The 14,527-nt window shown below is 73.0% G+C and carries 15 protein-coding genes; 12 read left to right on the forward strand and 3 right to left on the reverse strand.

The window, feature by feature from the left end; genetic code table 11:
• The first annotated feature begins 78 nt into the window (after positions 1–78).
• Both OHA37_RS32905 and OHA37_RS32910 read left to right on the forward strand, forming a co-directional pair.
• Positions 79–1,038, forward strand: coding sequence for an EamA family transporter (locus tag OHA37_RS32905; protein WP_266910681.1), 960 nt, complete (start codon positions 79–81; stop codon positions 1,036–1,038).
• A 204-nt stretch (positions 1,039–1,242) separates the two neighbouring features.
• Positions 1,243–2,259 (forward strand): DMT family transporter, encoded by a 1,017-nt coding sequence (locus OHA37_RS32910; RefSeq protein ID WP_266913288.1) that lies wholly within the window; start codon positions 1,243–1,245, stop codon positions 2,257–2,259.
• Here OHA37_RS32910 and OHA37_RS32915 read toward each other — a convergent pair.
• Positions 2,246–2,977: a pyridoxamine 5'-phosphate oxidase family protein gene (locus OHA37_RS32915; protein WP_266910683.1), complete on the reverse strand. Its 732-nt coding sequence runs from the start codon at positions 2,975–2,977 to the stop codon at positions 2,246–2,248. The two genes, OHA37_RS32910 and OHA37_RS32915, sit on opposite strands and share 14 nt — an antisense overlap.
• Before the next feature lie 37 nt (positions 2,978–3,014).
• Here OHA37_RS32915 and OHA37_RS32920 point away from each other — a divergent pair, with 37 nt between their 5' ends.
• The gene (locus tag OHA37_RS32920) at positions 3,015–4,346 is read left to right on the forward strand and encodes an aminotransferase class I/II-fold pyridoxal phosphate-dependent enzyme (protein WP_266910685.1); all 1,332 of its coding nucleotides are present in this window, start codon (positions 3,015–3,017) and stop codon (positions 4,344–4,346) included.
• A 62-nt stretch (positions 4,347–4,408) separates the two neighbouring features.
• Here OHA37_RS32920 and OHA37_RS32925 read toward each other — a convergent pair whose 3' ends face one another.
• A complete protein-coding gene (locus OHA37_RS32925; RefSeq protein WP_266910687.1) occupies positions 4,409–5,404 on the reverse strand; it encodes a DMT family transporter in 996 nt (331 codons plus the stop codon).
• A 74-nt stretch (positions 5,405–5,478) separates the two neighbouring features.
• On the opposite strand from OHA37_RS32925, the gene OHA37_RS32930 reads away from it, so the two are divergent.
• Positions 5,479–6,399 carry a LysR family transcriptional regulator gene (locus OHA37_RS32930; RefSeq protein ID WP_266910689.1) on the forward strand — a complete coding sequence of 307 codons (921 nt, stop codon included), beginning with the start codon at positions 5,479–5,481 and terminating at the stop codon, positions 6,397–6,399.
• Here the strand turns inward: OHA37_RS32930 and OHA37_RS32935 are convergent.
• On the reverse strand, positions 6,396–6,854 hold the full coding sequence (locus OHA37_RS32935; protein WP_266913290.1) for a pyridoxamine 5'-phosphate oxidase family protein: 459 nt from the start codon (positions 6,852–6,854) through the stop codon (positions 6,396–6,398). The genes OHA37_RS32930 and OHA37_RS32935 overlap by 4 nt on opposite strands.
• A 121-nt stretch (positions 6,855–6,975) precedes the next feature.
• On the opposite strand from OHA37_RS32935, the gene OHA37_RS32940 reads away from it, so the two are divergent.
• From OHA37_RS32940 to OHA37_RS32975, 8 genes are all read left to right on the forward strand, one after another.
• Positions 6,976–7,590 carry a cysteine hydrolase gene (locus OHA37_RS32940; RefSeq protein WP_266910691.1) on the forward strand — a complete coding sequence of 205 codons (615 nt, stop codon included), beginning with the start codon at positions 6,976–6,978 and terminating at the stop codon, positions 7,588–7,590.
• A gap of 164 nt (positions 7,591–7,754) precedes the next feature.
• Positions 7,755–9,062 carry a cation:proton antiporter gene (locus OHA37_RS32945; RefSeq protein WP_266910693.1) on the forward strand — a complete coding sequence of 436 codons (1,308 nt, stop codon included), beginning with the start codon at positions 7,755–7,757 and terminating at the stop codon, positions 9,060–9,062.
• A 9-nt stretch (positions 9,063–9,071) separates the two neighbouring features.
• Entirely contained in the window at positions 9,072–9,395 is a 324-nt protein-coding gene (locus OHA37_RS32950) for a PadR family transcriptional regulator (RefSeq protein WP_266910695.1), read from the forward strand.
• Positions 9,392–10,072, forward strand: coding sequence for a hypothetical protein (locus OHA37_RS32955; protein ID WP_266910697.1), 681 nt, complete (start codon positions 9,392–9,394; stop codon positions 10,070–10,072). Before OHA37_RS32950 ends, OHA37_RS32955 begins: the two co-directional genes overlap by 4 nt.
• Positions 10,073–10,364: 292 nt before the next feature.
• Positions 10,365–12,608 carry an MMPL family transporter gene (locus OHA37_RS32960; protein WP_266913292.1) on the forward strand — a complete coding sequence of 748 codons (2,244 nt, stop codon included), beginning with the start codon at positions 10,365–10,367 and terminating at the stop codon, positions 12,606–12,608.
• 185 nt (positions 12,609–12,793) lie between these two features.
• Complete coding sequence (locus tag OHA37_RS32965; RefSeq protein WP_266910699.1) at positions 12,794–13,171, forward strand: hypothetical protein; 378 nt, start codon at positions 12,794–12,796, stop codon at positions 13,169–13,171.
• Positions 13,172–13,198: 27 nt separating this feature from the next.
• On the forward strand, positions 13,199–14,038 hold the full coding sequence (locus OHA37_RS32970) for a HipA family kinase (RefSeq protein ID WP_266910701.1): 840 nt from the start codon (positions 13,199–13,201) through the stop codon (positions 14,036–14,038).
• On the forward strand, positions 14,035–14,418 hold the full coding sequence (locus OHA37_RS32975) for a DUF3037 domain-containing protein (protein WP_266910703.1): 384 nt from the start codon (positions 14,035–14,037) through the stop codon (positions 14,416–14,418). The genes OHA37_RS32970 and OHA37_RS32975 overlap by 4 nt, the downstream gene beginning before the upstream one ends.
• Positions 14,419–14,527 lie beyond the last annotated feature (109 nt).

Genomic DNA, 14,527 nt, shown 5'->3' on the forward strand with positions numbered 1-14,527 from the left:
GTGTCGGGTCGGTCTCGGGAGCGTCTCAACAGGTGTCACGGGTCTGTCGCTCCTGACCGGGCCTGCCATGATGTCCGAATGCAAGCGTCAGGGAGACATGCCGGACTGGGCCTCGCCCTCATTTCGGCGATCGCGTTCGGTGGTTCGGGTGTTGCGGCGAAGCCGCTGATCGAGGCGGGTCTGGACCCGCTCCACATGGTCTGGCTCAGGGTGGCCGGGGCGGCGCTCGTGCTGTCCCCGCTGGCCTGGCGCCATCGCGATCTCGTACGCAGCAAACCCCTGCTGCTCGCAGGCTTCGGGATCGTCGCCGTGGCCGGGGTCCAGGCCTTCTACTTCGCCTCGCTGTCGCGGATCCCGGTCGGCGTGGCCCTCCTGCTGGAGTACCTCGGCCCGGCGCTCCTGCTCGGCTGGATCCGCTTCGTGCAGCGCAGGCCCGTGACCCGGGCCGCCGCGGCCGGCGCCGCCGTGGCCGTCGTGGGGCTCGCCTGCGTGGTGCAGATCTGGGCCGGGCTCAGCCTCGACCTGCTCGGCGTGCTGCTCGGCCTCGCGGCAGCCTGCTGCCAGGCCTTCTACTTCGTCTTCGCCGACCAGGGCAGCGACGGGGACGACGTGCCCGACCCGATGGGCATGATCGCGTACGGCATGATCGTCGGCACCCTCGTGATGACCGTGATCGCCCGGCCCTGGCAGATCGACTGGCAGGTGCTGGGCGGCGACGCGGCGCTCGGGGACCTGATGGTGCCCGCGCCGGTGCTGCTCGGCTGGGTGGTGCTGATCGCGACCGTCTTCGCGTACCTGACGGGTGTGGTCTCCGTGCGCAAGCTGTCGCCGCAGGTCGCGGGCGTGGTGGCCTGCCTGGAGGCGGTCGTGGCGACCGTACTGGCCTGGGTGCTCCTCGGCGAGCACCTCTCGACCTGGCAGATCATCGGCGGCGCCCTGGTGCTGGGCGGGGCCTTCATCGCGCAGACCTCCCGGAAGGTCGCGCCCGGGGTCGCGGAGCCGGTGGCGGCCCTGGACCGCGATCCGAGCAAGGTCTAGGATCGCGATCATGCTGTCGACCGTGCTTCCGCCTCCCGCCGCCTAGCGCGGGCGGCTGCCACCACGTAGGAGAACCCGGCCCGGGCCGTGACCCGGGCGGATTCGCGCTGCCCGCGAAGCGATGACCTGCTCCTTTCATCCTTCACGCATGCGCGGAGAACTCTCGTGTCGATTCAGTCGATTCAGTCGGTCCAGTCCGACCACATGCCCGCCACCGGGCGCAGTCTGCTCTTCCTCGTCATCGCCGGAACCGCCTGGGGCACGGCGGGGGCGGCGGCCTCGCTGCTCTACCTCGCCAGTGACCTCGGTCCGCTCGCCCTGTCGTTCTGGCGGTGCGCGGGCGGGCTGGCGGTGCTGCTCGGGGTACTCGCCGTACGCCGTCGCCCGCGGGGCGCCGCCAGGGCGGGTGCCGCCAGGGCGGGCGCCGTCCGGGCGCGGGCCTCGGTGGGGTCGCTGATCGGGACCGGGCTGATGTTCACCCTCTTCCAGTCCGCGTACTTCGCCGCCGTGCGCGAGACCGGCCTCGCCGTGGCCACCGTCGTCACCCTCGGATCCGGGCCCGTGCTCATCGCGCTCGGGGCCCGGTACTGGATGGGGGAGCGGCTCGGCCGGGGCGGGATCCTCGCGGTCGGCGGGGCGCTGGCCGGGCTGGCCGTGCTCGTCCTCGGCAGCGGCGGCGGCGGCGAGGTGCGGCCGCTCGGTGTCGGCTGGGCGCTGCTGTCGGCCGCCGGCTACGGGGCCATGACCCTGCGGGCCAGGCTGCTCGGGCGGCGCGGGACCGGCGGGGACCCGCTGGTCACCACCGTCTGGTCGGTCGGGGTCGGCACGGTGTGCCTGCTGCCGTTCGCCCTGGTGGAGGGCCTGATGCCGCACACCGCGGAGCCCGTCCGGGTGCTCTGGCTGCTCGCGTACATGGCCACCGTGCCGACCGCGCTGGCCTACGCGCTCTACTTCAGCGGGGCCGCCGCGGTGCGGGCCGCGACGGTGTCCGTGATCATGCTGATCGAGCCCGTCGGCGCGGCGGCGATCGCCGTTCTGGTGCTCGGGGAGCGGCTGACCGGGCCGGTGGTGCTGGGCACCGTACTCCTGCTGACGGCGGTCGGGGCGCTGATCGCCGCCGAGTGGCGGCGGCCGGTGGACACCGGGGCCGCGGACGCGCCGGAGGGCGGGCCGGAGGTCCGGCCCGCCCTTGTCGATGAAGTGGTCGTCAGAGCGCGGTGACGTAGTCCGGGACGGCGATGCCCGCGGCGAGGTCGGCGGCCGGGACCGGGGTCCCGTACGCCGGCGCGACCGGGACCACGCCCGTCCAGAACGGCAGCGCCAGGTCCTCGGGGTCGTCGTTCGGCCCGCCCGTACGGAGCTTCGCGGACACCTCGTTCAGGTCGAGGCGGATCACGGCCGTGGCCGCGAGCTCCTTGGCGTTCGCCGGCCGCGAGTCGGCCGAGCGGCCCGGGACGACCTGGTCGACGAGGGCGTCGAGGGCGATCCTGCGCTCCTCGGGGTCGGTCACCTCGTAGGCGGTGCCGTGTACGACCACCGAGCGGTAGTTGAGCGAGTGGTGGAAGGCGGAGCGGGCCAGAACCAGGCCGTCGACGTGCGTCACGGTCACGCAGACCGGCAGCCCCGGGTCGGCCTTGCCGGCCGCCAGGAGGGGGCGCGAGCCCGTGGAGCCGTGGATGTAGAGGGCCTCGCCCACCCGGCCGAAGAGGGTCGGCAGGACCACCGGGGCGCCGTCGCGGACGAAGCCGAGGTGGCACAGGTAGGCCTGGTCGAGTATCGAGTGCACGGTCTCGCGGTCGTAGCGGGCGCGGTCGCGGGACCGGGTCGGGACGGTACGTTCGGTGGGCGCGTACCCGGCGGGCGACGCATTGGAGGGCGCCGTCGAGGCCGCTGCCGTCGACGTCTCCGTGGTGGTCTCGGGGGCAGGCGTGACGCTCATCGTGCGGACTCCGTTGTATTAGTGCATACTTGCCTTTGTGCTAGGAGAGTATCTGATCATCGGGCGGCGCGCATCGGAAATCGCCGCGAGTGTGGAAGCGGGCGTCGCCTCGGGCGCGCTCGCGCCGGGAGCGTTGTTGCCGCCGATGCGGGAGCTCGCGGGCGTGCTGGGGGTGAACCCCAACACCGTGGCCGCCGCGTACCGCACGCTGCGCGAACGCGGGGTCATCGAGACCGACGGGCGGCGCGGCAGCCGGGTGCGGGCCCGCCCGGCGACCGCCCCGCGCGACCAGCTGCGGATGGCCGTCCCGGCGGGGGTGCGCGACCTCGTCTCCGGCAACCCGGACGTGCGGCTGCTGCCCGCGCTGGACGCCGCGCTGGCGGGCGCGGCGCGCCGGTACGCCGCGCAGCCGACGCTCTACGGCCAGGACCCGGTCGTTCCGGAGCTGGCGCGGCTCGCCAGGGCCGCCTTCGACGCGGACGGGGTGCCGACCGGGGAGGTGGCGGTGACCTCGGGCGCGCTGGACGGCGTCGAACGGGTGCTGGCCGCGCACCTGCGGCCCGGGGACGCGGTGGCGGTCGAGGACCCGGGGTGGGGGAGCGTGCTCGACCTCGTCCCGGCGCTGGGGCTACGGGTGGTGCCCGTGGCCGTGGACGACGACGGGCCGCTGCCCGACGCGGTGGAACGGGCGCTGGCGCAGGGGGTCCGGGCGCTGCTCGTGACGGCCCGGGCGCAGAACCCGACCGGGGCGGTGGTGAGCGCGGAGCGGGCCGCGGAACTGCGGGCCGTGCTCGCCGGGCACCCGGACGTACTGGTCATCGACGACGACCACGGACACGGGATCGTGGACCTGCCGCTGAACGTGCTGGGCGGGGTGACACGTCACTGGGTGCTGATCCGCTCCACCGCGAAGGCGTACGCCCCCGATCTGCGGCTCGCCGTGCTGACCGGCGACGGGGTCACCCTCGACCGGGTCCGGGGGCGGCAGCGGCTGGGCCCCGGGTGGGTGAGCAGGCTGCTGCAGTACACGGCGGTGGAGCTGTGGAACGCCGGAGCGGTCGACCATGCGGCGGTCGCGCGGTCCTACGGGGAGCGCCGGGACGGACTGGTCGCGGCGCTGGCCCGGCGCGGGGTGCGCGCCCAGGGGCGGAGCGGGATGAACGTGTGGGTGCCCGTCGCCGAGGAGACGGCGGTGGTGACACGACTGCTGGGCGCCGGCTGGGCGGTCGCTCCGGGGGCCCGGTTCCGGGTGGAATCGGGGCCGGCCGTGCGGATGACGATGTCGGCGCTGTCCCTGGCGGACGTACCGGGGCTGGCGGAGGCGGTGGCCTCGGCCGTGCGCCCGGCGGCCGGGGGGCGGCTGGACTGACGGCGGGGTGCCGCGCGGCGGCGGGCCCCCTCCCGATCCGTCCCTGATCCGAAGGGCAGGCCTCAGCGGCGCCGGGTCTGGGTGAGGGCCGCGCCGGCCAGGACGACGGCCGCGCCCACCGGGGTGTTCCAGTGGAGCTGCTCGTCCAGGAGGAGGACGCCCGCCGTCGTCGCGATGACCGGGATGAAGTACGTGACCATCTGCGCGGTGGTCGGGCCGATCTCCGTGACCAGGCCGTACTGCATCTGCAGGGCCATGCCCGTGCCCAGGGCGCCCAGGGCGATCACCGACAGGGTCGGCCAGAGCGGGAACGAGGTGGGGGCCGAGGTGAACAGGACGCTGACCGCCGCCAGTTGGAGCGTGGAGACCAGGAGCTGCGCGCCGGTCAGGGCGACCGGGGAGCCCGGGGTCGAGGCCAGGGTGCGGCGTACGTAGATCCAGCCGATCGGGTAGCAGAGCGCGGCCAGCAGGGCGAGCGCGGTGCCCTTGGCGTCGAGGCCCGAGAAGCCCTGCCACGCGCCGAGGACGGTCAGGACACCGATGAAGCCCAGGCCCAGGCCGGCGAAGCGGCGGCGCGTCGGGCGGTCCTCGGAGAGCGCGACCAGCGAGAGGGCCATGCCCCACAGCGGCGAGGTGGCGTTGCAGATGCCGGCGAGGCTGGAGGGGATGCTCAGTTCCGCGTACGCGAAGAGCGAGAACGGGGCGGTGTTGAGCAGCAGCGCCGCCACCGACAGGTGGGCCCAGGTGCGCCGGCCCCGGGGAAGCGGCTCGCGGCGGATCAGGAGCACCGTGAGCAGGGCCAGCGCGCCGAAGAAGACCCGGCCGAGGGCGACCTGGAACGGGGCGTACGCCTCCGTGCCCACCTTGATCAGCAGGAAGCTGAAGCCCCAGATCACCGAGAGGACCGCGAAGCGCAGGCGCCAGTCCAGCCGGGCGGTGGCGGGCGCCATCGTGGTGGCGGTGGCGGTGGCGGTGGCCGCGGTGGCATTGGCGGTGGAGGTGGCCGCGGTGGTGGCGGTCGGGGGCAGGGACGGGACCGGGGTGCTGGGGGCGCTCATGACAGCAACCTTGGCCCGTGCAACCTCGTAGGGCAAGCGAAAGTTGTTGGGGGTGACGTCGTAGGATTGCTTACATGTTGAACTTGGAGCGGCTGCGCACCCTCGATGCCCTCGCCCGCCACGGCTCCGTCAGCGGCGCCGCCGACGGGCTCCATGTCACCACCTCCGCCGTGTCCCAGCAGATGGCGAAACTGGAACGGGAGGTCGGCCAGCCGCTCCTGGCCAAGAACGGGCGCGGGGTCCGGCTCACCGATGCCGGCCGGCTCCTCGCCGAGCACGCCGCCCGGATCATCTCCCAGGTCGAGCTCGCCCAGGCCGATGTCGAAGCCCGCCGCGGGTGTGCGGTCGGCGAGCTGCGGATCGGCGCCTTCGCGACCGCCATGCGGGGGCTGCTGCCGCAGGTCCTGGCGGAGCTGCGTGCCGAGCACCCCGAACTGCGGCCCCGGGTGAAGGAGCAGGAGCCGGAGGAGAGCATGGCCGCCGTGGTGCGGGGCGACCTCGACATGGCCCTCGCCATCGACTGGCACAACAAGCGGATGCCCGTACCGGTCGAGCTCACGCGGGCCCACCTCCTGGACGACACCCTGGACATCGCGGTGCCTGCGGGGCATCCGCTGGCCGGGTGCGACGGGATCTCCCTGGCCGAGTTCGGCGAGGACGACTGGATCTCCTGGACCGAGGGGCAGTTCTGCCACGAGTGGCTCGTCTCCACCCTGCGCGGTACCGGCATCGAGCCCCGGATCACGCACATCGCGGAGGAGCACCACACCCAACTGGCCTTCGTGGAGGCCGGACTGGGCGTGTGCGTGGCCCCCCGGCTGGGGCGCGGTCCCGTGCCGCCGGGGGTCCGGCTGCTGCCGGTGCGCGACAGCGTCCGGCGCCACGTGTACGTCGTCTGGCGGGCGGACGCCGACCGCCGGCCGTCGATCCGGGCCGCCGTCGAGGCCCTGAAGCGGGTGGCCGCGGCCACGGCTTCGGCTTCGGCTTCGGCCTAGATCTTGCGGAAGTCCCAGGACACGATCGAGTCCGGTGTCAGCCGGATCCAGGCGTGCCGTCCGTCGTGCGGCATCTCCGTGATGCCGAAGTTCTTGACGGGGAAGAGCCGCTCCGGCTCGGCCAGTTCCCCGCACGGCTCGCCCGTACGCGGGGCCTCGCCCACGAAGACGGCCGTGCCGGACAGTTCCACCCCGCGCAGTTCGTCGTAGGCCTCACCGGCGTCCACGACCACCGAGATGCGGGGGTCCTTGCGGAGGTCGGACCAGCGGCGGCTGCGGGTGATCGAGTACAGCCACAGGGAGGTGCCGTCCCAGACGAACCAGAGGGCGCCCACGTGCGGGCGCCCGTCGGGGGAGACCGTGGCCACCCGGCAGGTGCGCTGCTCGCGCAGGAAGGCGTTCGTCTCCTCGTCGGTCATCATGATGCGGCGGCCCCGCCGCTGCGCCCTGTCCACGGGTGTGCTGTCCACGGGTGTGCCGTCCACGGGTGTCCTGTCCATATGGTCCGCGCCCCTTCACATCTGACTATGTGTCAGGAATCATGCGTGCTCTTCCGTCGCCACGCCAGGGGGAGCCATGGCCGATCTCGATCCCGCCACCACCGCACTGCTCACCGTCGAGTGCCAGAGCGGCGTCGTCGGCGAGGAGAGCGCCCTGCCGGAACTGGCGAAGGAGGCCCGGGACTCCGGCATGCTGGACCGGGTCGCCGCGCTGGTCGAGGCCGCGCGCGGGGCCGGGGTGCAGGTGCTGCACGCGGTCGCCGAGCGGCGGCCGGACGGGCTCGGGGCCAACAGCAACGCCCGGCTGTTCCGGGCCGCCGGGAGGCTGCCCGTGCGCCAGCTGACCGGGAGCCCGGCCGTGGAGGTCGCCGCGCCCATCACCGTCGCCGAGCAGGACCTCGTGGTCCGCCGGCTGCACGGGCTCTCCCCGATGGCGGGCACCGACCTGGACGCGCTGCTGCGCAATCTCGGCATCCGCACCCTCGTCGTCACCGGGGTCTCCTCCAACATCGCGATCCCGAACACCGTCTTCGACGCGGTCAACCTCGGCTACCAGGTCGTGGTCCCGTCCGACGCCATCGCCGGGGTGCCCGCCGCCTGGACCGCCGAGGTGATCCGCAACTCCCTCTCCCTCGTCGCGGCCATCACCACGGCCGAAGCCCTCCTGGCCCAGTGGGCCCCGGCGGGCTGATCTCCGTAACACCCGCCAAATCGGGAGCCGTTGTCGAGTTCCGCAAATCGCGGCGGCGTAGGGTCGGGGGTTGGCCGCGGCGTGTGGGCCGTGCGTAGCGTGGGGAGCGGAATCCGCGCGCTGTGCGCGTGACGGCCCACGGGGAGGTCGAGGTTCGTGCCCCAATGACCAGCCATCAAGTGCAGTTGCTCCTGCTGGACATCGCGCTGATCCTGATGCTCGCCCGCGGGCTGGGCGCTCTGGCCGCCCGCGTCGGCCAGCCGCCCGTCGTGGGTGAGATCCTCGCCGGGATCCTCCTCGGGCCCACCCTCTTGGGCGACTTGGCCACGGACCGCCTCTTCCCGGCCGACGTGCGGCCCCTGCTGGCCGGCCTGGCGAACGTCGGGGTCACGCTGTTCATGTTCGCCGTCGGTCTGGAACTGGAGCACCGCTTCCTGCGCGGCAGGGTCCGGGCAACCCTCGGAGCGGCCGTCGGATCGACCCTCGTGCCGTTCGCCCTCGGCGCCCTCCTCGCCTTCTACGTGCTGCGCCACCACCCCACCGAACAGCGGGCCGCATTCGTGGTGTTCATGGGCCTGTCGGTATCGGTGACCGCCTTTCCCGTCCTTGCCCGGATCCTCGTCAGCCGGGAGCTGTCCCGTACGGCGATCGGGGGTCTCGCGCTGGCCACGGCGGCGGTCGTCGACGTGGCGGCCTGGTCGGCACTCGGCGGCGTGCAGGCGGTGGCCGGCGGCGCCGCGGACTACTGGATGGTGGCCCTGCTGATCCCGTTGGCGGGAGTACTGCTGGCCCTGCGGCCACTGCTGCGCAGGATGTTCGCGCCGGGCGGTACCGAGAAGCCCCTCACCCAGACGATCCTGGCCCTCGTGATCGTCGGGGCGCTCCTCTCCGCGGCGGCCACCGAGGCTATGGGGATGCACCACATCTTCGGCGCCTTCCTGTTCGGTGCGCTGATGCCCCGCGAGGGCGTGGACCTGCTGCGCGAGCAGATCCTCGAACGCACCGGCCAGATCACCTTCCTGCTGCTCCCCGTGTACTTCGTGGTGGCGGGCCTCAAGGTGGACCTGCGGGGCGTGGGGATCGAAGGACTGGCCGAGTTCGGCGTCATCCTGCTCGTCGCGATCGGCGGGAAGCTCGGCGGCACCTACCTGGGCGCGCGCTCGCAGTCCCTGGGCAAGAGGGACTCGGCCACCCTGGCGGCGCTGATGAACACCCGGGGCCTGACCGAGCTGGTGATCCTCGGAGTGGGTCTGGAACTCGGGCTGCTGGACGGCTCGCTGTATTCCCTGATGGTCGTGATGGCCCTGATGACGACGGCGATGACGGGGCCGCTGCTGTCCCTGATCGGCGCCAGGGGCACCCGGGCGCCGGCCCCGATCCAGGCCCCGATCCCGGCCTCGATCCCGGCTGGCGCAGCCCGAGCGGGAGGCGCCGGGGCGAGCGCCGGGTCCGGTTCCGGCCCCGATGTGTAGTGTGGCGACATGAAGGCAGAGACCTTGCGAGGCAACCTGGAAGGCATGCTGCTGGCCGTGCTGGAGCCCGGAGAGCAGCACGGGTATGCCGTCATCGAAGAGCTCAAGCGGCGCAGCGGGGACGCGATCAACCTCCCTACGGGGACGGTCTATCCGGCCCTGCACCGGCTGGAGGCCGCGGGGCTGGTCGGCAGCGAGTGGTCGACCTTCAACGGCCGCCGCCGCCGCAACTACTTCCTCACCACGGCCGGCCGCCGCGCCCTGGCCGACAAGCGCACGGCATGGCGGGAGGTCTCCTCGATCATCTCGGTGGTGCTCGGAGGCGGGGCGTGACGGAAGCGGCGGTACTGCGGCGCTACACCGCCCGCATCGCCGAGCACCTCGTCGGACCGTCTTCCAGGCGGTCGGCGATCCTCGATGAGGTGCTGGACGGCCTGGAGTGTGCGACCGAGAGCAATCTGGAGCACTGTCCCGACGCCGAGGAGGCCGCGCAGCGCGCCGTCCGGGAGTGGGGTCCGCCCACCGAGGTGGCACGGGCCTACAACGACGCCACGCTGCGGATCAGAGCCAACCACTTGTCCGTGCGCGCCGTGTGCGCGCTGCCGCTGCTCGCGGCGACCTGGGCGTCCGCCATGCTCGGGGGTCCGCCCGGGCCGTGGGCGTACCGACATCCGCCGTTGCTGCTGGTGGGGTTGTCGGTCGTCGCGTTCGGCTGTGTGCTCTCCCTGGCGGGAGCCGTCTCCGGGCTCCGCAAGGGCAGTGGCATCGAGGCGGCGGACGCCCGGCGGGACCGCGGGGTCACGACCGGGACGCTCGCGGCTCTCATCGGACTGCTCTGCGTGCTGGGTGCGCTGATCCTGCTGATGCTCAACAGGGGCCTGAGCCACCCCGAATCCCTGGACTGGCCGATGGTCTCCGTCGCGGCGGCCCTGACCCTGCTGGCCGGCGCCTACTTCGGGCTGGCCCTGAAGCGTTTCCTCTCGGTGATGCGGGGAGCCGGTTCCCCGTAGCGTCCGCGTTCCGCAGCATCGCGCAACACCGCGCAACACCGCGCAACACCGCGCAACACCGCGTAACACCGTTTAACACCACGATCAGAGCCCCTGGTGGGGGCGGCATCCACGGACGGATGCCGCTCCCGCCAGGGGCTCTTCGCGTTCCCCGGCGCGGTCCGTGCCCCGCCCAACTCTCCTGCCCGGCAATGGCTTTGTGTTGCGGACGCCGTGCCAGGCGGCTACGTTGACCGCCATGTGTAGCGAGGCTACACAATAGCGTCGCTACAGGAGGTGTGCCGTGGAGCGCATGACGCGATGGGTGCTCGCCCATCGGCTGCCCGTGGTCCTGGTCTGGGTGGTGCTCACCCTGGTCGGGGGCGCCCTGTCCGGCAGCACGATCGAGAGGCTCTCCTTCGAGTCCCGCCTCCCGGACAAGCCGGCCCAGGTGGCGAACGACACCCTCGCCCGGCACTTCTCCCAGACCGGAGGCAAGAACGCCCCGCTCCTCCTCGTGGTGACCGTGCCGGACGGCACGACCGCCGACAGCGAGGAGGTCCGTACGGCCTGGGGCGACCTGATCGCCAAGGTCACTCCGCAGGGCGGCCGCAGCGTGTCCTACGCGAACACGGGCGACGACTCCCTGATCTCCGGGGACAGGCGCACCACCGTCGCGCTGCTCTACCCGCCGGCGAACCGCACCAACGCCCCCTACGAGCAGTCGCTCCCGGGGATCAGGCAGGCGGTCGGGCAGGCGAAGATCGCGGGCGCACCGGTCGAGCTGACCGGCCAGCCCGTCCTGTCCGGCCGCGACAGCGGAGCCCAGCGCAGCCCGATCCACGAGACGCTGATCGGAGCCCTGGGGGCCCTCGTCGTGCTCTGCCTCGTCTTCACCAGCGGCCTGGCCGTCGTTCCCCTGCTGATGGCCGCGGTCGCCATCCCCACCACGTTCCTGCTGGTGCGCGGCATCACCGGGGTCACCGACGTCTCGTTCATCGTCCAGTTCCTGGTGGCCCTCATCGGTCTGGGCATCGCCATCGACTACGCCCTCCTCGTCGTCACCCGCTGGCGGGAGGAACGGCAGAAGCCCGGAGCCGACGGCCCCGGTCCCGCCGCCCGCCGCGAAGCGGTCGTACGCTCCCTGGCCAGTGCCGGCCGCGCCGTCGCACTCAGCGGCGCCACCGTGGCGATCTCGCTCGCCGCCCTCGTGGTCCTGCCCGTCCCCTTCCTGCGCAGCGTCGGCTACGCGGGTCTGCTGATCCCGCTCGTCAGCGTCGCGGTCGCCCTGACCCTGCTGCCCGTCCTGCTGTACTCGTGGGGCGACCAACTCGACCGGCCGCGCCGGGCGCACCGCCCGGACAGCAGGATGTGGGCCAGGATCGCCGGGGCCACCACCCGCCGCCCCGCGCTCACCGCGGTGATCAGCGGCGCGCTGCTGCTGGCCCTGGCCGCGCCCGTACTCGCCCTGCGCCTGGGGCAGCCGGCCACCGTGACGCTCGCCCAGGGCGGACAGCCCGCGGCGGCCTTCCAGCGGATCGTCGACGCGGGCTTCGGCGAGGGCATCGCACGCCCTCTCGAAGTCGTCGTGGACGGCGCGAGCAGTGTCGCGATGGAGAGCAGGCTCGGCGCTCTCGAAGGCGTCGCGGGCTCCGTGGCCCCCGCGGGCTGGCAGCGCGGCGGACGGCGCATCGTCGAGGTGTGGACCGCGGCGGACCCGTCGAGCGGCGACGGCCGGGACGCGGTGACGGCGGTCATGGACACGGCGGGGGAGACCCCCGGCGCGCTCGTGGGCGGCGGACCCGCCCAGGACGTCGACTTCATCGACGCGGTCTACGGGTCCCTCGGGCTCATCCTCGTCTTCGTCGCCCTGCTCACCTTCGTCGTGCTGGCCCGGACCCTGCGCTCGGTGGTCCTGCCGGTGAAGGCCCTGGTCCTCAACGCACTGTCGACCTGCGCGGCGTACGGGGTGGTCGTGCTCGTCTGGCAGGAGGGCCACGGGAGCGAGGCGCTGTTCGGCACCCCGGCGATCGGGGCGGTGACCATCTGGATCCCCATGGCGGTCTTCGCCTTCCTCTTCGGGCTGTCCATGGACTACGAGGTGTTCATCCTCCACCGCATCCGCGAATCCCACCTGGAGCTGGCCGCCGAGGGGGTGCGCGACACGGTGATCCCCTCCGTCGTGACGGGCATCGGCCGGACCGGCCGGCTCGTGACCTCCGCGGCGCTCATCCTCTTCCTGGCCTTCACCGCGCTGGGCAGCGTCCCCATCACCGACGTGAAGGTGTTCGCCACCGCGCTGGCGGCGGGCGTCATCATCGACGCCACCGTCGTACGCGGCCTCCTCACCCCGGCTCTGGTCACCCTCCTCGGGCGGTCCAACTGGTGGTTCCCGGACGCCTTGGGCCGGTTGCTCGTCACCTCCCCCGGACGGGCGGCCGGCCCGGGGCGGGACCCCGGCCTTGACGCGGCGGCAGACGGTGGGGGCGGGGCGGTGACGCCGGCCGTCGTTCCCTCCTCGGCGACGGCGGGCCCGCGCGGCCACGGACGTCGGTGATCCGCCGGATCGGTGGGTCCACGGGGTCGGCCGGGTCCGCCGGGATCCGCCGGAATCCGTCCCGTGCCGATGTCTACCGGTCCAAGCCTCCTCGCCCGATCATGACCGGACGGTCCCGCCCCCGGGACGCGGCAGTCGGGGATCGCGGGTCACGCGCGGGCCCGATGCGGAGAGGAGCGGCACTCATGGAGGACGAGGCGGCGGACGCGGTGGCCACGGCCACGGCGATCGTGCATGCGGCGGCGATCAGGCGGGCACGGCAGGAGCAGGTCGTACGGGCGGTGGCGTGGCTCTGGGGCGGGGCGTTCCTGGCCGGCTGCCCGTCCGGCGTGTGGTGGAGAGGGGACCGGGCGAACATCCCGCTCGTCGGTGAGGTGCTCGCCGCCTGGGGTCCGGGCACGATGCCCTACCCGACCGACCTGATCGGGCTGATGCTCCTCGTGTACGCGGCCCTCTTCGCGGCCGCCGGGGCCGGGGCCCTGTGGTGCGGCGCCGCGGACCTCGCCCGCCGCGTGAACCCTCTCGCGCGCTACGACCGGCCCCGGGAAAACCATGGATCGTGAACCATGATCGCCGGATAGCCTGGATAAATGCTCACAGAAGTGATCGCGACCCGCTATGTGACGCCCCTGCGTGAGGGCGGCTCGCTCCCGGGAATCGTGGAAGCCGACGATCTCGGCACGTACGTCATGAAGTTCACCGGAGCCGGCCAGGGCCGCAAGACCCTGGTCGCCGAGGTCATCTGCGGCCGGCTGGCCCAGCGGCTGGGGCTGCGCGTCCCCCGGCTGGTGCAGATGCAGCTCGACCCGGTCATCGGGCTCGGTGAGCCCGACCAGGAGGTCCAGGAGCTGCTGAAGGCCAGCGGCGGGCTGAACCTCGGGATGGACTACCTCCCCGGCTCGATCGGCTTCGACCCGCTCGCGTACCAGGTGGACCCGGTGGAGGCGGGGCGCGTGGTCTGGTTCGACGCACTGATCAACAACGTCGACCGGTCCTGGCGCAATCCCAACATGCTGGTCTGGCACGGGGACCTCTGGCTCATCGACCACGGCGCCACCATGATCTGGCATCACAACTGGCCCACCGCCGAGAGCGCCGCCGCCAAGCCCTACAACGCCTCCGACCACGTACTGGCCCCGGTCGGCCCGGACATCGCGGCGGCGGCGGCCGCGCTCGCGCCGCTGGTCACCGAGGAGCTGCTCACCGAGGTCGCGGCCGACGTGCCCGACGAGTGGCTGGTCGACGAGCCGGGCTTCGACTCCACCGACGCGCTGCGCCGCGCCTACGTGCAGGCCCTGCTGCCGCGCGCGGCCACGATCCACGAGAGGATCACGATGGAGGCCGAGGCGAAGGTCCGGTCGGGTCCGCCCGGCTGGCTCGCCGACCGCCTCGACCCCCGTCCCCGGAAGATGAAGAGCGACAGCGAGTGATCAAGCGGGACGTGTTCGAGTACGCGCTGGTGCGTGTGGTGCCCCGGATGGAGCGCGGGGAGTGTTTCAACGCCGGCGTGATCGTCTACTGCCGGGCGCGCTCGTACGTCGCCGCGCGCACCCATCTGGACGAGGCGAAGCTCCTCGTGCTGGATCCGGGGGCCGACGTGGCCGGGGTACGGGCCGCGTTGCGCGGGGTCGAGGGCGTGTGCACGGGCGGCGAGTTCGCGGGGCAGGCGGCCGGTGACGACGCGGGGCGGCGGTTCCGGTGGCTGATCGCACCCCGGAGCACCGTCGTGCAGCCCGGCCCGGTGCACATCGGCCTGACGGCCGATCCCGAGGTGGAGGTGGAGCGGCTGCTGGACCTGCTGGTCCGGTAGCCCGATCGACTCCCCGTTGACACGGAGTGCCAGGGCTCCTAGCGTCTCCTCAGCTGAAGCTACTAAGCGGTTGCTCAGCCCTGAGGGGCCGCTTTCCGAGGCGAGGAGA

The sequence above is a fragment of the Streptomyces sp. NBC_00335 genome, assembly GCF_036127095.1.
Taxonomy (GTDB): Bacteria; Actinomycetota; Actinomycetes; order Streptomycetales; family Streptomycetaceae; genus Streptomyces.